Raw genomic sequence first — 20,493 nt, 5'->3', positions numbered from 1 at the left:
GCGGCTTCGTAACCGCCAGCTACACCACTTGATGGGACACGACCAAATTAGGCGCAGTATTTGGCGATAAATCCTACGAATTCGTCGATGTCGGCTCTAGTTGTTCGGTGATTGACAATAGCGCAACGCACCACTAGCTCGCCGTTGATGGTTGTCCATGAGGGCGAAGCCAAGCCGGATTCTTGCAGGTTCATGACCAAATTGCGGACAAACTCGGCGTTGGCCCCACGAATGCCGAAGCAGACGATGTTAAGGGCCACTGGCGCCTTCAGCTCGAAAGCAGGGCAACTCGTCAGGCGCTCCGCGAGGTAATGTGCGAGCATGCAGGTGTGCGCGATCGACTCTCCTATGCGAACCGTTCCAAGCGCCTCGATCGTCATCCATGTTTTCAACGCGCGAAACCCGCGCGACAAGTCCGGACCTAGATCGCAAGGCCAGGTTTCGCCTGCGGCCAGCCCGCGTTCGCCCCGCTGTAGATAGGCGGTAGGCTGCACGAATGTACGCTTCTGGGCATCGCCATCCCGCACCAGCAGGAATCCGGCATCATAAGGAACCTGACCCCACTTGTGAAAGTCGAGGGCCACCGATGCCGACTTTTCGATGCCTTTGAACAAACCGCGCAGGGAATCTGACAACACGCCGAGTGCGCCAATAGCTCCATCGACATGAAACCAGAGTTTTTCCGCGGACGCGATATTGGCGATTTCCGCAAGTGGGTCGATAGCCCCGGTGTTTACAGTACCCGCGGTCCCTACGACCAAAAATGGCAAAAGTCCCTTCGCCCGGTCCTCCCTGATGCCTGCGCACAGTGCGTCAGGCAGCATCCTTCCGGCGTCGTCAACCGCGACGGTCCTCAGATTTGCCGATCCGATCCCGGACAATTGCATTGCCTGCGCGATGCAGGAATGAGCCTCCCTGGACGCATAAGCGACGAGCTGGCGGTCGCAGGTCCGCAGGCCGGTCTCCCGAACGGACTGACCCAGCGCTTCGTTCCTGGCGATCGTCACCGCGACGAAGTTTGCCATCGAAGAGCCGGTGAGAAACAATCCGCTCGCGCCGGTGGGGTAGCCAAGGGCTTCGCTCATCCAGCGCACGATCTGTTGTTCAACCGCCAGGCCAGCATGGTCGCGGCCGCCGCAGTTCATGTTCAGCCCGCCCGCGACGATTTCCGCCAACATTCCGATCGGCGTACCAGCACCATGAACCCATCCCATGAACAACGGATGCAGGTTGCCGGTCGCAAATGGCATGATGTGCTTGCGCACATCGTCCAGGACATCGCCCAATTCGCGAGGACCGTTCGGTAGCGGGCGGGCAAACCTCTCGCGCGTTTCATCGGTCGGTCGCTGCCATACCGGCTTCTGCCTGATCGTTTCGATGTGGGCGATCATGTCGTCCAGCAAGCCGTGCGCTACCTCGCGAAACTGATCCCAGTTCGATGGATCAAGGCTGGTGGAGGTCTCGGCCACACCTTTTCCTGCTGGGCGTTTCTGCTCAATGGACCGCGACATCAAGCATCCAGCGGATGTCGGAGGACAGCAGATAGTTTCTCGAAGAATGCATCGAGCCTTGATTCGATCGGACCGAACGCCTGATGCAACGACTGGCCCGCCGACATCCTCTTCGAGACGCTGATCACATCGTGGGCGGAGGCCGCGACGCGCAACACCGTGCGCGGACCGACACGCACGGCTTGCCCGACGTGGCAGATCGGGCCCTCGTTAAGACCGCGCATCAGCACCTGAATGGTTTGGCACTGCTCGAACGAAGCGAAGGAGCCCGCGCTGTTTGTGACGGTCAGCGGGACCATTGCCCGTGAGCCGAGATGGTCGCCGTCATCATCCTGATGCAGGGAAATACCGCTAAGCGGGCCAGTTCGTGAGCGAACCAGGCGAACAAACTGTTCCTTGACGAGGTGTTGCCGGGGTTCATCGATCTCTGCATAGGGGTCAAGATGAGCCAACGCAGCGACCCACCGTAAACCCAGGCCCAGATTCAATTCCGACTTGAACGCGAAGGTCATCCGTTGGCGAAGGGTCGCCGGCCAGTCTTGAGCCGCGGTATATTCCGCCAGGCCTGCCGGAATATCGGACCCTGCCGCAATATCTCCGGCCAATCCCGCGGGGATGAGAAGTGCGCCGGAAAAAGGAGGCCCGGCGATGAACTTGGATCCCGTCACAGCCACCACGAAACCGTCTTCCAGATCCTGCTTCAGTTGGGAAATTGAGCCACGGAACTGGCAGGCATCGACGATAACCCGCACCCGACCTGGGGCAAGAGCCGCGGCGTGGCGCGCGGCTTGTCGGGTCACGGCCGGCAAGCCGGTTTTCGATGTGTCGAGCACATGGACAAGGACATCTCGATCTAGCTTGAGCTCCAGTTCGACGATGGCGATGATGTCGGCATCGATTTCATGCTGATGTCGAGGCTTGCCTTTCTCGTCGCGGATGGCAATCGTGCGCACTTCAATGCGGCCCGGTAACAGCCCTTCGAGGGGAGCACCAGTCTCGACTGCGCTACCGAGTGCCGTCAAATCCGAGTAATGCCGCCCTGCCGCCGCCCGTGGAACCCCATTTCCTGTTTCGTCAGGTGCAACAAGCAAATTGGTCAAGGGGCGCCTGGAGAGGCCTGCAATCGTGCAGAGAGCGAGAAGCTCCGCATCCGTCCCGGAAGCGGCGAGAATGACTTGCGCTCCCGTACAGCCAAGATCGGAAACAATTCGCTCTCGAATGTCACCGAACCATCGATCGGATGCGACAGGCGAACGTGACTCGATATCAATGAGGCGTCGCAGCTCGACCCCGGCCGCCATCAACCCCTCCCGAGAGGCGTTGCTGGCCGTTGTCGACGAGAATGAGATCTCATCGTCCGCCGAAGTCGTGCGCGTTCCATAACGATTGCGCCGTGTGATTGCATCCAGCCAGATGCGCCTGTCGCCACCTGTCCCGAGCAGGAATGAAAGGGAGGCCGGCGAATGGAGCTCGCGATCCCACCCACCCATTTCCGAGGTCGGATTCGCCGGCACCTGCGGGATACCAAGCTGAATTGCAGGCATGACGTTCTCCGTAGTCGGGGCGATGGCGAACTGGTTTCGGTTAAAGCGGTTCACTGACCGCCACGGCACCGGCCAGGTAAGAGATCTTGGCGTCATGACTGATCAACGGTTCGAGATCGCTCGCCCGCTGAGTGAACTCCAACCCGCATCGGTCGACATAGGATCGATCGACGCGTTCGCAAAAACCCGGGTCGATGATCTTCTCGCCGTCCCAAAAAACGGCATGGCCGGTGTTTGGAACGGTCGGTGAAACCACGCCTATGATCGCGGGTTTGGCCCAGAGCATGTAGATACTGCTCAGAAGAACGAAACCGCACTTGTTGGCCACGCCCCGCATGATGGAATGGCTCATCGGTCCGCCGAGCGGGTATGCGGGATCGCAGCTTCGTGCGATTTCCTCGACTTGTTCGTAGGTTCGGCCCGTGAGCATCGCCAGGACACAGACCAGGCAGTCGTCATCAGTTCTCTGATAGATCGCAGGTTTTCCCGTATGGGCGCATTCGATCGCTGGCGTGGACGTCGTCCGCGCCACGCGCCGTGCCAGTGCGCCTTCGAATGCCGCGAAGAGCTTGCGCATGGCGCTTTTCTTGTAGGGGAAGATGCTCTCCCAATCCATGGAATGAACGATCATCGCGACATCGGCTTCGAACACCAGCAGACGGCCATCTGCGAGTTCGGCGCAATCGATGGCGAAGTAGTCCAGCCCGAGACGTCGATGAAGAGCATCGAATGCACGAGCGTGACGTACCGCGAAATCGTTGTCGAAGTTTGCCATCCACAACGCTTCCTCGGCGCGCCTGTCTTCGTGCTGAGTCATGCCGGCGTTGAGGTAGTGAACCATCCAATGCTCGGAGACCGCGAGATGGCTGGCATAGGGCCGCCCGTTGATGAACGCGACGCGCTGCTTGCGGAATTTGCGGTCCGTCCCGCTGTAGTCGATGAACGGCGTGATGTAGAATTCGCTCTCGTTCTGCGAATTCAGATAGGCGGAGAGTTCCGGTCGCGTGGAGATCTTCTCCATTCCCTTGCCGGCATGCGTGCCGACCGGGCGGACAATCACAGGAAACGCGGCCGCCGCGAGGATTGCGTCGACCTCGATTTCCCCCGAAGCCAGCCTCTTGATCAGCGCCCGATCAGCGCGCGCTGCGGGCGGGGCAAGGATCGAAGGCTCATGCTTCAACGCCTCCGCGACCCCGTCCCTGGACAGGGCCATGATGAGACGTGGCGCGTTGTTCATTATGGGGCCGGACCAGCCGCGCAGCAGCCGGTGAAGGTTTTCCAGTACTGGAAGATTTACCGCGGACTCTCCGACGGCCACGAAGGCGACGTCGTGCTCGGGAACATCGTTCAGGTCCGCCGTGTCAGCGTCGACGTAGTGGAGCAGCAGGTTCGCGTCGGAGCCCTCCAGCAGAAATTCAATCGGCGTGTTCGCCATGAAGTCGCCGGCCGTCACGAAAACAAGGACGTTCGGTCCTGTGCCTTGTCCGTTGCGTATCCGGTATTGTCGACTGATCTCGAGCGCGGCCTTCTGGCTGATGACAGCCTTGTCTTCCTCTCCGATTGCGTGGAGAAGGATCGATACGTCCAGGAACGCGGCGGCATCGTTGAGATCAGCAGAAACGCGCGCGAACAGCCCGTCCCATATTGGGGAAATATCCCTTCCTTCAAAGACGGCGCGGACTATGGGGGCCTTACCCAAGATGAGGTTCGAATTTTCCGACATCAGTGCCTTGGCTACCGCGCTTTTCAAAGTCTCAAGCCCTTCCGTCACGCGGTGGTGCGGCCGTCCCGGCCTCGACTCCGTTGCCCAACACGATGGCGGATTGTTGCTCTCAGCGCTTGTGCGAGCCTTGTGCATGCAGGCAAACGGGCCTTACGGATTTGTAATACCCCGGCAACGCTCCCGTATGTTTGATCGGACATAGTCGCCGACGAACCGCAGCGGCTACGTGTCCATAAGCTGGCGAGTTCGAGGGGTGACGTCCAAAGATGCTGGACCGCGGTTACTCCACCCTATCGGGCAAGTGGATCCGGATCGCCACGACCGTGGCTCTTCTCGCCATTGTCTGCCTGTTGATCGTCATGCCCGGCCATGGACCGCTCGCGGACGAACGTTCTTACGTGCTTTGGGTCTGGTAACCCAATGCTGTTGGATCAGTTCTGGGACGATACCGGTGCTGCCAGGCCGCGCGTTGCAAGCCTGGCCAAAGGCACTCCTGCTTCCCCTGTTTTCCAGCTGATTGTCGTGGTCGTCGCATTTCTGGTGCTCCGGATTGGACTTGCCTCGGTCATTCCGCTGTCGATCGACGAGGCCTACGCAGTCGTGGTGTCGCGCAGCCATTCGCTTTCATATTTCGACCACCCGCCACTGGGTTTCGCGCTGGCCCGTCTGATGGCGGATGTTTTCGGCTGTGAATGCCGGCTGGCCGCTCGGCTGCCTTATGTGTTGCTCGGCTCGCTCTCGACGTTGCTGCTTTTCGAAGTGACGCGCCATGCCTACGGCAAGGTTGCCGCATTCTGGGCCGCGGCCTGGTTCACCGTTGCGCCGTTCTTTCTTATTTCGGCAGGGCATTTCGTGGTGCCCGACGGGCCACTCGATTTCTTTCTTCTGGCCAGCGCCTGTGCCGCCATGCCCATGGTTCTGGGCGAACGGCCACGCTTCGCTTTGCTCCGCTGGATCATCGTCGGCGTCGCTTTCGGTGTGGCGCTGATGTCGAAGTACCAGGCCGGGCTGTTTGGCATCTCGGCCCTGCTTGTCTTGGTGTCGACGCAGTCCGGCCGGGCCGAACTGCGAACGCCAGGCCCCTGGATTGCCGGCGCCATCGCAACGCTTGGCCTGCTGCCCGTCATCATCTGGAATATGGACCATGGCTGGATCTCGTTTGCCTTCCAGTCCGGCCGCGGCCTTGCCGAGGATGGCCATGCCCTGCATCCTGGAAATCTTGCCATCACGTTGCTGGGCCAGGCTGGCTATTTGTGGCCGCCGACCTGGCTTCTGGCCATGGCGTGCATGTGGGGCGCAGCCCGCAGCGGTTCGGTGGCCGATCGGTTCTTCGTGACCATCGCGGCGCTGCCGGTGGCGTTCTTCGACTTGGTCGCCCTGTTCAGCGCCCATTCCCTGCCGCACTGGTCGATGAGCGGCTTCCTGTTCGCCTTTCCGCTTTTCGGTCAATGGTGCAGCCGTCTTGCCGAACGCCGACCTGGATTGCTGCGGCTGTCCTTCACTATCGCCGCCATCGTCGTTCCGCTGCTGGCGATGGGGTTTGCGGTGCAGGTCCGGACCGGCGCCTTCACGCGGGCGTTTTATGAACGAGCGCCGAAATTCGACGTCAATTGGCAACTCGTCGATTGGTCTGCGTTGACCAGTGAGCCGCAGGGCAGCGATCTCAGCGGCGCCAACGCCTATGTGGTCGCATCGAACTGGATGCAGGCGGCGCGGGCCGCCGACGCCCTTGGACCGGACGTACCGATAGAGGTGCTGCCGGGCGACCCGCGCCATTTCCAGTTCATGGACGACGGGCGCTTGAAGACGCGAAGCGCGGGCTTCTTCGTCGGCGCCCTGGACTTCGGCAAGGAAGCGGCTCGCGAGAAGGAGTATCGCGACGGCCTTGACGGACGATACGTCGTCGATGGCCCGCCCCGGCGCCTGGTACAGCGCATCGCCGGGTTTCCCGTCTTCGAAATCCTGATCCTGCCGGTCAACCGCATTGTGGCATCGCAAGCACACTTGCCGGGCGACGGCCAAGCAAACGATGGCGGACCGCGTCCTTGAACCAGGCGACATACCCAGTGCCAGACGTCGAACTGGCGGCGGATACAAGCAGCGGTGCATCGCTGCAACGCCGCGGGGCGGAACTCACGGTCGTCGTCCCAACGCTGAACGAGCGCGCCAACATCGATCTGCTGGTTGCGCGGCTGCACAAGTCGCTGCTCGGGATCAACTGGGAAGTGGTCTTTGTCGATGACGATTCAAAAGACGGGACGATTGCGGCTGTCCGCGACATCGCCAGCCATGATTATCAGGTTCGCGGCATAAGGCGCATCGCCCGCCGCGGCCTCGCCGGGGCATGCCTCGAGGGCGTCCTGTCCAGCTCGGCGCCCATCGTCGCGGTCATGGACGGCGATCTCCAGCACGACGAAACATGCCTTGCCGCGATGTTCGAAACGATGCGAGGCGGCGGCGCCGACCTGGTGGTGGCCAGTCGTTACGGAGACGATGGCGATGCTAACAGCGGACTGAGCCGGCTGCGTTCGGGCGGCAGCCGGCTGGCGACGCATCTCGCGCGGCTGTTGCTGAGGGTTCCGCTCAGCGATCCAATGAGCGGCTTCTTCATGGTGCGGCGTGACATCGTCGATGCGGTTGCGCCGCGCCTGTCGCGGCAAGGCTTCAAGATCCTGCTGGACATTGCCGCATCGTCGCCGACGCCGCTTCGCATCCGGGAAATCCCCTATGTGTTCGGTCCGCGCCTGCATGGACAAAGCAAGCTCGATTCCCTGATTGTGCTTGAATATCTGGGGCTGCTGGTCGCCAAGGCATCGGGCGATCTGATCTCGACGAGGTTTCTCGCCTTCGGTCTTGTCGGCTCGGCCGGTGTCGTGGTCCACCTCGGCGTGCTGCATACGCTGCTGGCCCATGGCCTGCCTTTCGCGGTAGCCCAGACCGCGGCCATGTTCACGGCCATGGCGTTCAACTACACGCTGAACAACACATTCACCTATCGCGACCGGCGCCGGCACGGCTGGCGCTTCGTCACCGGATTCGCGATGTTCGCGGCGTTGTGCAGTTTTGGTGTGGTGGCGGGCGTCGGCGTGTCGACGCTTCTTTACACCAGTCCGTCGCGGTGGTGGGCGGCCGGGCTTGCCGCCGCCGCCGTCGGCTCGGCTTGGAACTATATCACCAACTCCGCCATCACCTGGCGCGTGCGTTGATCGCCCGAAACGAGCCCGAAAACAGACGGAAATCCCCAAATGTACCAAATCGATGCCGCAGTGACCGCCTGGATCAACAATTGGGCGGGACATGCTCCCGCAGTCGATTTCATCATGGTCTGGATATCGACACTCGGCGTTCCGCTCATGGTACTGGCAGTCGCCTTGCAATGGTGGCCGCCCCAGCCGGACCGGACCATGCGCCATGTGGTAGTGGCAGCCGGCCTGTCGTTCTTGCTTGGTCTCGGAATCAATCAGCTGGTGTTGCTGTTCGTACAGCGGGTGCGTCCCTACGACGCTCATGTCACGCATCTGATTATCGGGCGGACCGTAGATTTCTCATTCCCGTCCGACCATGCCACCGCGAGCTTTGCCATCGCGGCGGCGTTTCTGGTGCACGGCTTGCATCGCCGCGGGCTCGCATTTCTGGCGGCCGCATTGCTGGTCGTGCTGTCACGCGTTTATTTGGGAACGCACTATGTCAGCGACATTCTCGGCGGGGCCGTCTCTGCAATCATGGCGGCTACGCTGGTGCGCGCGGCCTACAGGCAGAACACGCGGGCCGACCGTTTGATCACCGGCATATTGTAAAGAGGTATTAGTCAAATGGCGACCGGCTATCTCACCCGATTTTTGGAAAAATGCGCGGGTGGTCCGATCCTGCGCAGAATTTCCCGGAAATACTCTCAGAATTTCAGAAAATGACAGAGCCAAACCAGTCCGCGCGTCGGGGGTTTTGGAAGCCGTTTGACAGATAAACCGGAGCACCCAGCAAACTTGACTTCATCAGCGCCACGGCAGGCTCTTAGCGGTCGGTGAGGTACGGAGGCGCCGTCAGTTCCAGATGATACTGGCTGCCGTTGCTGGCCTTGAGGCCACCACGGACGAAATTGCCGCGGATTCGATACCGCCGATGCAATTCCAGACCGGCAATGCCCGATCCGACAACTGGCAGATCATGCGCCGAGATCCGACCGTGCGCCTCGTCCGAGAACAGCACGTAGTCGGAATGTCGCGCGAGCGGAAAGCCCATAAGTTCCAGTTCCTGACCAATATAGCGCTTCGGCTGCCATGTGACCGCGCCGATCCGATGCAGCGCACCGGCGGCGTCGGCCGAGGTCGCAGCCGAGGTGAGAATCATCAGTGCGGCAAGCGCCGAGCACGCGAACATTCGCCGGATGGAAAGGTTGTTCATGTCAGCCTGCCTTTGCAAGGTCCTGGTCCGTCTTGATGATGTCGAGGCCGTCAGGGATGTGCAGATAGCCTGGATTGCTTCCCTGGTGCTGCGTGACGCCATATTGCCAGAGCACCGTGTTGGTCGCCTTGTCTATGACGACCACGCGCTGGTTGAGATCATCGGTTGCAAGGACGTTGCCGTTCGGCAGCTCGATAGCCAGCGAGGGACGGTTGAGTTCTTCGTGCGGCTTGGGCTTGTACTGCCAGACGATTTTGCCAGCGCGGCTGATCTCGATGATTTTTCCGGGCTTCGTGTAGCCCGCCACTAGAAAATTTCCGGCCCTAGTCATTTGCGGATCGGAGGGATACCGGATCGGCAGCTTGAGATGCAGGATCTCCTTCCAGTTCTGGTCGAGCTCGATCAGGGAATGATCATGGATCGTGCTGACGAGCACGTGGCCGTTCGGCAGCGGCTTATCGCCGTTAGGAGAGTCGAGTGCTGGGGCTTCTCCCCAGCATCGCCCCGTGATCCCGGCCTGCCGGACGATCTTCTTGTCAGGGGAAATGTCAAGAATTCGGCAGTTGCGGATGTCGGCGACAATGACGTCCCCGTTCGGCAGCTTGTAGGCGTCGTCGGGAAAGTCGAGATAGCCCGGGTTCGAGCCGGGCCGTCCGAGGTCGCCATATTCCCAGGTCACCTTTTTTGTCTTCCGGTCGATGATGCGGATCACCTGCTGATGTTCGAGATTGGTGATGACGCTGTTGCCGCCGTCGGCGAAGAACGCGTCGTCCGCGCCCGAGCCAGGCGGAACGTCGGCGAAATGATATTCCCAGAGGATCTTCTTTTGCGGACTGATCAGGAGGAGGCGATTATTGCCGCGGTCGGCGATGAGAACGTCGTAGTCGCCGAGCGCGCTCGCGTCCGCAGGAGTGGCTGCAACTGCCGGATCCACCGGCTGCGGTTTTCTTATGGGTATTGGCGGGGTGTTGATTGGCTGATCCGGGAGAGAGCTTTCGGCTGGCGCACAATATCCGGGCCGGGCGAGCAGAAGAGTTACCGTGACCATCGTCGCGAAGAAGAGTCCCCGCCGGATCGGTTTGGTAGCTCGCATCCGTCGGGTCACGAGTCCTTTCGAGGTCGCGCTGGCTCCCTCGATTCGCCCGTAACCCATGCTTTCAAGGATTCGAAAACGACGCCCGCCTTCCGCTGGAGTATCAGCCGGTCGAGAACGAGAATGACGATCAAGACGAGCGCCCAGGACAGCAGGGTATCGCTGAGGAAGGAGGAGCACCGCGCCGAATAGGAAACTCCAACAGGGGATGGACGGGATCGTATGGGGACTTGACGTTCGGCCCTGCACCTTCCCCTCCGAAAAGCACGGTGCGATGACAGGTTGTGGCTCCAGCACGCGCCGCGCCGCCTGTGAGAGAAGCCGCAGAAGGGCACTTCGCGTACCGCTGACCTTATATACTAGAGAGTATCCTTGCCGGCAGTTGTCCGGTAACTTACGGTTTCGTAAGGATCGAGCCTGCCAATGCGGACAGGCAGAGCAATCCGGCCGTCCGGACACCTGGTCGTGGTATGGTCCTTCACCGGAGCACCGGACTTCCTGATCGCATTGACTCCTGCGATCCACTCCTCGCGGGAGCGGGCTTTGCAATATTGACCCTCGTCGGCCACGTTAGTGCAGTGGCGGCAGAACTTAGCGCGACGGCTCCGTCGTCGTCGGCGTGTGTTCGTGGTCGTAGATACCACTCCGCCAGAAAACGTCATCGCGTTCGTGATGGACAGAATGGGCTGATTGTTTTCTGACCGGCACGGCATAGAGCCTGTTCCACGATAACCGGCAATGATGGCGGCCGGCGTAGCGTTCTACCTCTCGCCATCCGGCTGATCGGTTTCGCCGTCCGTGCTCGGCCGAGCTACGCCATGTAGCGACTGGCCGCTTCCAAACCATACGGATTTGTGAGTCGCGCAATGGCTATATGTGGACTAGGCTTACATCGGTCCATGCTCCGAATTGCATGATGGCCAAAAGCCACTCTGGCGCTTCATGACTTCGCCGATCATTTGCTCGACGGGCCTATTTGTCGCCCCCGATCGTTGACTTGCCAATGACGCATCTTGGTCGGCTTCCAACCGGAAGCAAGAATGAATGTTGGATAAAACAAACCAGGAACCGCTGGTAATGCAATTGGTTCAAAGGGTCGACAGATGCACCGGAGACTATGGGCTTGGCCTTCAAGGCGCGCCTTATCCGTGCACCCCTCCGGTTCCGCAGCGTGAGTCGGTCTTGAAAACCCTTGATGGCACCCTGGGCTTGCATAACTTTATCGCCCAGCAGTTTTCTATGCCGGAGGGTATGTGCGGGCGCGTGACAGGGGCGGTTATGGGGCTGATAAATCATCTGCCCAACAGGCGCGCTATCGAAATATTGGACATCGCCGAACAGGATGATGTGCTCGAAATCGGATTCGGACCGGGTTTCGCGCTCAAGGAGATGTCCAAACGAGTCCGCAGCGGCACCATTACCGGGGTGGACCTATCTCCGGTCATGCTTCGCCAAGCGCAAGCCCGAAATCGAGCCGCAATTCAACATGGAAAGCTGAAACTGATCCAGGGGACCTTCGAGCGACTGCCGCTGGAAAGCGTCTCGGTCAACAAGGTTCTGGCCGTAAACGTAATCTATTTTTGTTTGCCGATCGGAACTGCCCTCGCGGAGGCCCGCAGGGTTCTCCGCCCGGGCGGAACAATGTCGATCTATGCGACGGATTGCTCTTCCAGGAGGAGGTTGCAATTCATTGGTCCGGAAACCCGACAAACATTTGATCGGAAAGGATTGGAAGATTTCTTGAGACAGAGTGCATTTGCAACAGATCGAATCGATATTCAAACGGTTTGGTTGCCCTTCGGTTTTCGGGGCCTAGTGGCGCGACTTTGCAAGCGGTGAATGCGGCCATCAAGATCGATGTGCTATCTCAGGCACGCCAGCAGCCATTGGGATGACTATCGTGGCAGTGTAAATTTGCCCGCGCTGAACAAACGGCTCGGCGCCGCGAGCCGCAGAAAGTTACTTGGACCCTACAACAGATAGCCCTCGCGCTGCGCTACGCCAACGGCTCCGCGCCAGCGCCCGTCGCTCCATCCGCCCAGCAGGGCACACCCAACGCCGGAAACGAACTCAGAACTGGATAGAAACTGGGGGCAACGTCAATCTCGCACCAGCTTTGCGGTGCTACGCCACCAACATCAAGCACGGCTTCCGTGATTGCCTTGTCACGGCCTCATCGGCCATCTCGTTGATGCCCTTCAGCCGCTCGATGAGCGTATGAAGCCGCTCGGTACGAATCAAGGTATTCGGCTTGGCCAACGGCTCGAACCTTCACGCCCGAGCTTCCATCAACGAGCCCTTTGGTGGTGGGAATGCTTCGCAGGCGATTCGATCCAGGTTGTTCGCGCTGCCGCTCGGCCTTCGGCAGCCACCGTTTTCATCGCATGGAAGGGAACCGTTGCACGGGCTGCCTTGTTAGACTGTCGTTAAATCAAGACCGATGGATCAATGACGTGAAGCACGCTATCGCTCGAGTTGCTGATCATCCTCGCAACGGGCCGCTCCGGGCACTTCTTGGACTGCTGCTTGCTGCTGGAATTTCAGCAGCCACGCCGGCTTGTTCCCAGAGCCGCTCTGACCGTGCCTTCCTGGAGTGGGCGATTCAAATCGAAATTCAACAGCAGGACATGGGAAGGATTGCAGAAAGGCGGGCGCAGCTCCCTGCGGTCCGAGAACTCGGCACCTATCTTCTCGGGCGGCATCGTCAGGCTGAGGCCCGGCTGAGACAGACTGCAAGCCGGTTGGGCGTTGCGCTTTCAAGCAGGCTGTCGGCGACGCATCTCAGGGTCCAAAATCGCTTTGCATCAATTCCGAGCGCAAATTTCGATAAAAGCTTCATTCGCCACGAAATAGGCGATTACCGCTATTTTATAGCCCATTTCAACGCAGCGGCCGCTTCCCACGACCGCTCAGTTCAACAGTACGCGACCAACGAATTGGCCAGCCTCAGGCAGGATCAGACCAGGATCTTGACCAAAGCGCATTAGGGGTCGTGAATTTTCGCCGACGCCATGGCTAACTCCAGAAGGTACTGGTCCAAAGAGTGAGTGCGTCAACAAAAGTTATCCGATAGCTTTTAAATCCCGACCTCCTTCACAAACGCCCGCAATTCACCTGGAGGGGCGAGGCAAAAAGTTCGAAAAGCTTCCAAGAAGCCCAGCCAAACCGGATACTGGGCAGTCAACTTCGCTCCACGAGCCTCTTCCCCAGCCCGCGTTGCCTTTTGCCCACGAAGAGAACCATAGCACATTCCGCGATATGGCTCCAATACGGCCTACCACTTGCGGTCGATCATGCGCTGCGCAATACTACCTATTGGGGAAATATAGCATTGTTGGGTAGGTCGCATGCCTGTCTATGTTGTTGCGGAAATGCACTATGATCGCGTCATTCGGTCTAAGGAAGTCCAAGCGAATAGTCCTGATTCGGCTGCATCGGAAATGAATGCCTGCAAGACTGTCTTTAAAAGATGGGCGAAGGACTGGGTCCGAGTGACCGACGAGGTTGGCGGGCAAGAATTCGCGTACACTATCGCCCGGCGAAAGAATTCTGCTTAAGCGACCGACACGTACTCTCAGAATTTGTAGTTAATTCTGGCGACGACAGTGTTCTCGGTCTCGCGAGCGCTGAGCACGAAGGCCGGATCTAGGCTGCTCGCGCCATCTTTCGAGCCAAAATCGTAATAATTCCATTCGACGCCAGCGGTCCAATGTTCATTGAAAGCGTATTCAACGCCGAGACCAGCCGTCCAACCCACCCGAGACCCACCCCCAAAAGATTGCAACAAAAGCTGCGTCTCGGCAAACTTGTACTTGCTGAATGCAACGCCGCCATCGCCATAGATAAGCACCCGATCGATTGCGTACCCAAGGCGTCCGCGCACCGAACCCAGATAGTCCTGCTTGGTTTGGCAGACCGACCCAGGCGTGGCCGGACATTGACTATCGCCCTTTACGGTAGAGCCTGCGAAGTTGCCCTCAATGCCAATGACGAATTGGTTGATCTGATAGTTGTAGCCGATCTGCCCGCCGTACACGGCTCCGGACCCGTTTGTATTAAAGGGAACAAAGCCCGGAGAGCTTGCCGGCGACCAACGGCTGTCATTCCAGGCGCCACCGACTTGAGCGCCGACATAGAAGCCTGTCCACGAGTACGGCATGGCGGCCACTGGCTCAACCAAGTCGGCCGCCAGGACTGGAGAAGAGGCTGCCAGAAACGCCGCGGAACAGATGAGCCTGAGTTTCATGCCTTCGTCTCCAAATCGTCAACTTCCAGTTTGGCGCATTTTCCCATGAAAAGTCTGCGCTACTTTTGCAACAAGGTGAAATATTTACAGCCGGGGCCACGCACCGGCCGGGCGTCGCTCCGTCGCCAGGCCTTTGATCTCCTTCAATCGCATGCTTCGCCCATATTAGCGGAAGCGCATAAGAGTTGCAGCCGACGCGACTAGGCAACAGCGCCGGTTAGGCCCGGTATTTGCTGGCCGCCCCCGCTCGCGAGTGCCGGGCCGCTGCAGAGGTGACGCTATGGGAACGTCGGCTTCCAGTCGCGGTTGAGCGCCTGCTGCTAGCCTTCGTAGTCAGGAGTGAGTGTGAAGAACACCGGCCGGCGGTCACGGCCCGCAGCCCTGCAATCCGAGCAGCCGAAGAGCCCGACGATCCGCGCTTGGACGAAGCGAGTACCGCGCCTGGAACGCCAGCAATGCTCCCCTTCGCAAACCGGTTTGGCAACGAACTGGTCATGCCTCGCGATCTCTGGCGCGACAGGTTCCGTAGCATACCTTAATGAATAGCCGCTCTCCGCACATGCGGGCGAGGTACCAGCGAGGAACGCCGATGTCGGTCAGGCCTTTTGTCCGGACTTCGCCCTTGTCGATAGCGAGCAAGACGGCGCGGTCGCGATCACGCTTTCGAACCCGCCGGAGGGCTTTGGCTTGGTTTTGAAGGGGATCGGCAGCTCATAGTTCGCAGTTTCGTCCGGCCCGGGGAGCCACTTCGAGTTGAACCTCGAACGCCGTGGGCCGCCTCTTACCCTCTCGTTTCCTCCAGACGTCCAAGAGCCTGCTGGAGCCTAGTTGTTCATCTGTACAAAACTGGCCGGTGGCGAACAGTGGATAGGCTAGCGCAAATGATCGCTCGGCAAGCGCGTATGCAATAGGGCGCGTTGAGCGGCAACTCGGCTAGTCTGTCGCAAGAACGAAAATGGAAGAGAAGCAGAACTTTCGTGTGCGATTTTTGCACACGACCTTCCGCAACCATCTGATTTTACTTATCTATCTGCCCTGTCCATCATCGGGGCGATTGCGAGTTTTGCATTCAACATGTTGTTCGGATTGGTTTTCCAGGCGATCCGTCCAGGCGGATCGGGTTCTGCCGCGACATGTAGCGTATTTATTGCCGCAATCAAACTGTCTGCCGTCCTTGGTCATCAGCGTAGGTGCGGACGATTGCTTGCTGAACCAAGGAATCCTCGACTTGCCGGGTATGTCTGAGCCAATTGCGCCGGACCCCGTCTCAACAATGGAGTTACGGCGATGAGCGACCCGAGTCTGAGAAACCCGGTCTACGATCCGCAGGAGCCGTTGCTGATTGCGCGGCAACATGCGGGCGACGTCCATGGTATGACGGCGCTGTTCGAACCGGATGGGGTGATCGACTGTGGCGGTGGATGGTTTCCGCGCGGCCACGAAGCCATTCGCAGCTACTATGCCGATGTCATCGCCTCCGGCCGCAGGTTTGCCGGGGACGGCTTGCCCCGAAGCGCAGCGCAAGCGACATCGCGCCCGCAACGGGCGCGATCCACCAACAGTAAAGGCCGCGGCGGCTACCGCCGCAGCGCGTGTATGCTTGCCTTGCTGTCGCTGCCCATCGGTAGAGCCGTGTCATCGTCGAGAAGCCGCGTGATCCGGGCAAAGCCGGTGAACGCCTTTCTTGCTTCCTCCGCCGACATCTGTCCCGACAAGGCGGCCGAGCAGCAATTCAGCGCGCACTGATACACAGGCCCGCGCCGTCCTGTCGGCCATTTGCGCAAGAAAACCATCGCCTCGGCGACGCTGTCCACTTCTTCTACAGGGTACCCCTGCCCGCGCGATATTCGCACGGGCGAAAAGAAATGCAGGTAGTCCATTGTTTCCTCCGGTCGATCGAGATGCGCTCGACCGAACCCCATGTAACGCGCCGCCCGGCGGTTGGTTCCATGCGAAAAACTGAATTTTTGAAGAATCTGGCGGTCGGATCGATGAGCGATGTCGCCTATACCGTCGGAAAGTGGCACGCCACCTTGCGGCCGGGCCTATACTCCCTCAGCTCCGGCCGCTCTGTGCGGCAGCGCTCAACCGCTATTGGGCATCGGGGATGGAACCGGCAGCCGGATGGCGGCTTGAGCGGGCTCGGTACGTCGCCTGTCAGGATGATCCGCTTGCGCGTCCCGCCGGGCGTAGTCTCGACGACGGGAACAGCCGAGATCAGCGCCTGGCTGTAAGGGTGGGCCGGGGCTGAAAACACCTCTTCCGCGGACCCCTCCTCGACGATCGAGCCGAGATACATGACCGCGATGCGGCTCGAGACCTGACGCACCACGGACAGGTCGTGGGCGATGAAGACATAGGTGAGGTCCAGCTTCTCCTGAAGGTCGGCAAGCAGGTTGACGATCTGCGCCTGTACGGACACGTCGAGCGCGGAGACCGGTTCGTCGAGAACGACGAGATCGGGATTGAGGGCGATGGCGCGCGCTATGCCGACACGCTGGCGCTGCCCGCCCGAGAATTCGTGGGGAAAGCGCATGACATGGTCCGGCAACAGTCCGACGAGGTCGAAGAGTTCCGCGACGCGGTTGGTGATCTCGCGCGATGAGAGCCTGCCATGGATGCGCAACGGTTCGGCCACGAGATCGCCGACGCGCCGGCGCGGATTGAGCGAGGCCGACGGGTCCTGGAATACCATCTGCAGGCGCCGCCGCAGGGGCCTCAGTTCGGACAGCGACTTCGAGGTGATGTCGTTGCCTTCGAACAGAAGCTCACCGTCTGAAATGTCGTAGAGCCTAACCAGACAGCGCGCCAGCGTGGACTTGCCACATCCGGACTCCCCGACCAATCCGACGGTTTCTCCGCGCCGCACCATCAGGGAGACATTGTCGACCGCGTGGACGGTTCGCCTGCCTTCGGCGGAAAAACGGGTGCCGATCGAGAAGCGCTTGCCGAGCGAGCGCGTTTCGAGGATTGGACGGTCGTTGTCGATCATCGGTCCGCTCATGTCTGCGCCACCCGAAAGCAGGCCGCCGCGTGCGTGGCGGCGCCAAGGTCGGGCTTGCCGGTTAGACAGGGTTCGTACCGGACCGGGCAACGCGGGCCGAAGGCACAGCCTTGCGGCAACCGCAGCAGCGATGGCGGTGACCCGGGGATGGCTGGCAGGCGGCGGGGTTTCGCACCAGTCAGCGGCGGGATCGAACCAAGCAATGCACGCGTATAGGGGTGTCGCGGGTCGGAAAACAACTCCGTGCGGCTGCCGCGTTCGACGATGCGGCCGGCATACATGACCATGACTCGATCGGCGAGTTCGGAGACCACGCCCATGTCATGCGTGATGAAGACGACGGCCGATTTGTGCGTGGCGCGCAGCTTGCGCACGAGATCGAGAATGCCGGCCTGCACGGTGACGTCGAGCGCCGTGGTCGGCTCGTCCGCCACCAGCAGCGCCGGGTTGCAGGACAGTGCCATCGCAATCACCGCCCGTTGGCGCATGCCGCCGGAGAGCTGATGCGGATAGCGCGACATCGCTTCGTGGGGGTTGGGGAAGTTCACCTCGGCCAGAAGTTCCTCCACCCGCTCCATTGCCTTCGATTTGCTGATGTTGCGATGCGCGCGGATCTGTTCGGCGATCTGCCAGCCGATGGTGTAGACCGGCGTCAGCGCCGTCATCGGATCCTGGAAGATCATCGCGATCTCGTTGCCCCGCAGGCGCCTGAGTTCGCGCGGCGGCAGTCCGACCAACTCGCGGCCCTTGTAGCGGATCGAGCCTTCGATGATTGCGTTGGGGTCGGTGATCAGGCCCATCACCGCAAGCAGCGACACTGTCTTGCCGGAGCCGGACTCGCCGACGACACCGAGAATTTCGCTTTCCGCGAGATCGAAGGAAACGCCATCGATGGCCCTCACCAGGCCGTCATCGGTCCGGAAGGATACCCGGAGATCACGCACCGACAATATCATGATGTCCTCAGGCGCGGATCGAGAAGGATGTAGACGAAATCGACAACCGCGTTGGCGACTACCACGAACATGGAAGCGTACATCACCGTCGCCATGATCATCGGCAGATCGAGGTTCTGCAGCGCGTCATAGGTGAGCTTGCCGATGCCGTGCAGCCCGAACACCACCTCGGTCAGCAGGGCCGAGCCGCCCACCAACGCTCCGAAGTCGAGGCCGAACAAGGTTACGAAGGCGATGAGCGACGTGCGCAAGGCATGGCGCAGCAGGATGCGGGTCTCCGACAGGCCCTTGGCCCGGGCCGTGCGGATATAGTCTTTCTGCAGGGATTCGATGATGGCCGCTCGCAACACCCGCCCATAGATGCCGATGTAGAGGATGGCCAGCGTGATCCAGGGTATGACCAGCGTCAGGAACCAGCCTTTCGGATCGTCGGAAAAATTCTTGTAGCCGAGCGGCGGCACCCAGGAGAACGCCCAGCTGTCGTGGTAGCGGCTCTGGGTGATCAGGTTCATCACCTCTCCCAGCCAGTAGACCGGCATGGAAATGCCGAGCAGACCCAACGCCATCAGCAACTTGTCCAGCCAGCTGTCGCGGCTGGCGGCGGCGACGATGCCGATCATGATCGAGACAACCACCCACAGGAGAGCCGCTCCGAACACCAGCGAGAGTGTGACGGGGATCGAATCCATCACCGCCGGCACCACCTTCCAGCCACGATTGACGAAGGAGGTCAGATCGCCGGTGACGAAGATCTTCTCCATCATCTTCACATATTGCACGTAGAGCGGCCGGTCGAAGCCGAAGCTGTGGCGTACCGCCTCCAGCACCTCGGGCGACGCATTGCGGCCGGCGATGCGCGCCGCCGGGTCGGCCCCCGGCGTCGCGAAGAAGATCAAAAAGACGATGACCGAGATGCCGAACATCACGAACAGCATCTGACCGAAACGGCGCAGGATGGCGTAGATCATCAGTCGCGCCCCAGCCGAACCTTGGAGCGTGGGTCGAGCGCGTCGCGCAGGCCGTCGCCGCAGACATTGAGCGCCATCACGGAAACCGCGATCGCCAGGCCCGGTACAAGCGCCACCAACGGCCTGGTGTAAAGCAGCGCCTGGCCGTCCTGGATGATGGTGCCCCAACTCGCCGCGGGCGGCTGCACGCCGATCGACAGGAAGGAAAGCGCCGATTCCGTCAGCATGTTCAGTGCCATCATCAACGGCACGAAGACGATCAGCGTGGTGGTGATGTTGGGCAGGATGTCGCGCCACAGGATCCGCGGCCCCGGCACCCCCAGATTGATCGCGGCGAGCACGAACTCGCTGTGGCGCAGCGACAGGACCTGCCCGCGTATCGGACGCGCCACGTAGGGTATGTAGACGATGCCGATGATGATGACCGGCAGCCACAGACTGCCGGACTCGATCTCGATCGGCCCGATCGAGATGCCTTGCGCGATGGTGACGATGGAAAGCGAAATCGCCAGGAGATAGATCGGAAACGCCCACAGCACATCCAACAAGCGCGACAGCACCGTGTCGGTGAAGCCGCCGAAATATCCCGCGATCAATCCCGCCGCCGTGCCTAGAATCAGGGTGAAGATCGTGGCCGCCCCGGAGATCAGCAGCGAGCTCAGCCCGCCATAGAGCATCCGGGCCATGACATCGCGCCCCTGGCTGTCGGCGCCTAGGAAATAATTGCCGAGCCGCCATGTCGGCCCGAGCGGCGTGTAGCCGAGCCCGAGCCCCTCTGTCGATTGTTCCATCACCGGAACGTCGGCGCCGTCGATCTGGATGACGGCGTCGAGCGTCGAGGCGAAGGGGTCCACGCCAGCCCATTTCGCGTAGAGAGGCGCACTAAGGCAGGCGAGGACGATGAGGAGGAACACGGCCAGGGATGCCATGGCAGCCCTGTCCGTTGCCAGCTTCGCAAACGCGACGGCCCAAGGCCCTCGCGTCTTGCGCGGCATGGCGACAGCTTCGTTCGACACGGACGTGCCCTTCCGCGGTTCGTTACTGCAC

Annotated in this window: 16 protein-coding genes; 5 read left to right on the top strand and 11 right to left on the bottom strand. The window is 60.5% G+C overall.

The window, feature by feature from the left end; all coding sequences use genetic code 11:
* Positions 1 to 47: 47 nt before the first annotated feature.
* From FJ970_RS19490 to FJ970_RS19480, 3 genes are read right to left on the bottom strand one after another with little or no spacing between them, the layout of a single operon-like run.
* A complete protein-coding gene (locus FJ970_RS19490) occupies positions 48 to 1,469 on the bottom strand; it encodes a pyridoxal phosphate-dependent decarboxylase family protein (RefSeq protein WP_227791850.1) in 1,422 nt (473 codons plus the stop codon).
* A gap of 41 nt (positions 1,470 to 1,510) precedes the next feature.
* Positions 1,511 to 3,055, bottom strand: coding sequence for a hypothetical protein (locus FJ970_RS19485; protein WP_140765535.1), 1,545 nt, complete (start codon positions 3,053 to 3,055; stop codon positions 1,511 to 1,513).
* 40 nt (positions 3,056 to 3,095) lie between these two features.
* Complete coding sequence (locus FJ970_RS19480; RefSeq protein WP_210243083.1) at positions 3,096 to 4,826, bottom strand: ATP-grasp domain-containing protein; 1,731 nt, start codon at positions 4,824 to 4,826, stop codon at positions 3,096 to 3,098.
* 372 nt (positions 4,827 to 5,198) lie between these two features.
* Between FJ970_RS19480 and FJ970_RS19475 the strand changes: the two genes are divergently transcribed.
* From FJ970_RS19475 to FJ970_RS19465, 3 genes are read left to right on the top strand one after another with little or no spacing between them, the layout of a single operon-like run.
* Positions 5,199 to 6,827: an ArnT family glycosyltransferase gene (locus FJ970_RS19475; RefSeq protein ID WP_181178832.1), complete on the top strand. Its 1,629-nt coding sequence runs from the start codon at positions 5,199 to 5,201 to the stop codon at positions 6,825 to 6,827.
* 17 nt (positions 6,828 to 6,844) lie between these two features.
* Complete coding sequence (locus FJ970_RS19470; protein WP_227791848.1) at positions 6,845 to 7,984, top strand: glycosyltransferase family 2 protein; 1,140 nt, start codon at positions 6,845 to 6,847, stop codon at positions 7,982 to 7,984.
* A 39-nt stretch (positions 7,985 to 8,023) separates the two neighbouring features.
* Positions 8,024 to 8,575 (top strand): phosphatase PAP2 family protein, encoded by a 552-nt coding sequence (locus tag FJ970_RS19465; protein WP_140765529.1) that lies wholly within the window; start codon positions 8,024 to 8,026, stop codon positions 8,573 to 8,575.
* Between the two features lie 214 nt (positions 8,576 to 8,789).
* Here FJ970_RS19465 and FJ970_RS19460 read toward each other — a convergent pair whose 3' ends face one another.
* Together FJ970_RS19460 and FJ970_RS19455 are read right to left on the bottom strand one after the other, a co-directional pair.
* A complete protein-coding gene (locus FJ970_RS19460) occupies positions 8,790 to 9,179 on the bottom strand; it encodes a hypothetical protein (RefSeq protein ID WP_140765527.1) in 390 nt (129 codons plus the stop codon).
* Between the two features lies 1 nt (position 9,180).
* Positions 9,181 to 10,284: a hypothetical protein gene (locus tag FJ970_RS19455; RefSeq protein WP_140765525.1), complete on the bottom strand. Its 1,104-nt coding sequence runs from the start codon at positions 10,282 to 10,284 to the stop codon at positions 9,181 to 9,183.
* A 1,032-nt stretch (positions 10,285 to 11,316) separates the two neighbouring features.
* Between FJ970_RS19455 and FJ970_RS19450 the strand changes: the two genes are divergently transcribed.
* Together FJ970_RS19450 and FJ970_RS19445 are read left to right on the top strand one after the other, a co-directional pair.
* A complete protein-coding gene (locus tag FJ970_RS19450; protein WP_140765523.1) occupies positions 11,317 to 12,111 on the top strand; it encodes a class I SAM-dependent methyltransferase in 795 nt (264 codons plus the stop codon).
* 614 nt (positions 12,112 to 12,725) lie between these two features.
* The gene (locus FJ970_RS19445) at positions 12,726 to 13,259 is read left to right on the top strand and encodes a DUF4142 domain-containing protein (RefSeq protein ID WP_181178831.1); all 534 of its coding nucleotides are present in this window, start codon (positions 12,726 to 12,728) and stop codon (positions 13,257 to 13,259) included.
* A 587-nt stretch (positions 13,260 to 13,846) separates the two neighbouring features.
* Here the strand turns inward: FJ970_RS19445 and FJ970_RS19440 are convergent.
* The 6 genes from FJ970_RS19440 to FJ970_RS19415 form a co-directional block, all read right to left on the bottom strand.
* Entirely contained in the window at positions 13,847 to 14,518 is a 672-nt protein-coding gene (locus FJ970_RS19440) for an outer membrane protein (protein ID WP_227791847.1), read from the bottom strand.
* A 1,577-nt stretch (positions 14,519 to 16,095) separates the two neighbouring features.
* On the bottom strand, positions 16,096 to 16,398 hold the full coding sequence (locus FJ970_RS19435) for a DUF982 domain-containing protein (protein ID WP_140757616.1): 303 nt from the start codon (positions 16,396 to 16,398) through the stop codon (positions 16,096 to 16,098).
* Between the two features lie 125 nt (positions 16,399 to 16,523).
* Positions 16,524 to 17,510, bottom strand: a complete 987-nt coding sequence (locus FJ970_RS19430) for an ABC transporter ATP-binding protein (protein WP_140757617.1) — start codon at positions 17,508 to 17,510, stop codon at positions 16,524 to 16,526.
* 8 nt (positions 17,511 to 17,518) lie between these two features.
* Positions 17,519 to 18,478, bottom strand: coding sequence for an ABC transporter ATP-binding protein (locus FJ970_RS19425; RefSeq protein WP_140757429.1), 960 nt, complete (start codon positions 18,476 to 18,478; stop codon positions 17,519 to 17,521).
* A complete protein-coding gene (locus FJ970_RS19420) occupies positions 18,475 to 19,446 on the bottom strand; it encodes an ABC transporter permease (RefSeq protein ID WP_140757430.1) in 972 nt (323 codons plus the stop codon). Before FJ970_RS19420 ends, FJ970_RS19425 begins: the two co-directional genes overlap by 4 nt.
* Entirely contained in the window at positions 19,446 to 20,462 is a 1,017-nt protein-coding gene (locus FJ970_RS19415) for an ABC transporter permease (RefSeq protein WP_140757431.1), read from the bottom strand. Before FJ970_RS19415 ends, FJ970_RS19420 begins: the two co-directional genes overlap by 1 nt.
* Positions 20,463 to 20,493: the final 31 nt, after the last annotated feature.

The sequence above is a fragment of the Mesorhizobium sp. B2-1-8 genome, from assembly GCF_006442545.2.
GTDB lineage: Bacteria > Pseudomonadota > Alphaproteobacteria > Rhizobiales > Rhizobiaceae > Mesorhizobium.
This window is presented reverse-complemented; position numbering and strand designations above follow the sequence as displayed.

Excerpts from the sequence above, each read along its gene's own strand:
- FJ970_RS19485 (WP_140765535.1), bottom strand. The coding sequence starts at position 3,055 with ATGCCTGCAATTCAGCTTGGTATCCCGCAGGTGCCGGCGAATCCGACC.
- FJ970_RS19475 (WP_181178832.1), top strand. The coding sequence starts at position 5,199 with ATGCTGTTGGATCAGTTCTGGGACGATACCGGTGCTGCCAGGCCGCGC.
- FJ970_RS19465 (WP_140765529.1), top strand. The coding sequence starts at position 8,024 with ATGTACCAAATCGATGCCGCAGTGACCGCCTGGATCAACAATTGGGCG.
- FJ970_RS19460 (WP_140765527.1), bottom strand. The coding sequence starts at position 9,179 with ATGAACAACCTTTCCATCCGGCGAATGTTCGCGTGCTCGGCGCTTGCC.
- FJ970_RS19450 (WP_140765523.1), top strand. The coding sequence starts at position 11,317 with ATGTTGGATAAAACAAACCAGGAACCGCTGGTAATGCAATTGGTTCAA.
- FJ970_RS19440 (WP_227791847.1), bottom strand. The coding sequence starts at position 14,518 with ATGAAACTCAGGCTCATCTGTTCCGCGGCGTTTCTGGCAGCCTCTTCT.
- FJ970_RS19435 (WP_140757616.1), bottom strand. The coding sequence starts at position 16,398 with ATGGACTACCTGCATTTCTTTTCGCCCGTGCGAATATCGCGCGGGCAG.
- FJ970_RS19430 (WP_140757617.1), bottom strand. The coding sequence starts at position 17,510 with ATGATCGACAACGACCGTCCAATCCTCGAAACGCGCTCGCTCGGCAAG.
- FJ970_RS19425 (WP_140757429.1), bottom strand. The coding sequence starts at position 18,478 with ATGATATTGTCGGTGCGTGATCTCCGGGTATCCTTCCGGACCGATGAC.
- FJ970_RS19420 (WP_140757430.1), bottom strand. The coding sequence starts at position 19,446 with ATGATCTACGCCATCCTGCGCCGTTTCGGTCAGATGCTGTTCGTGATG.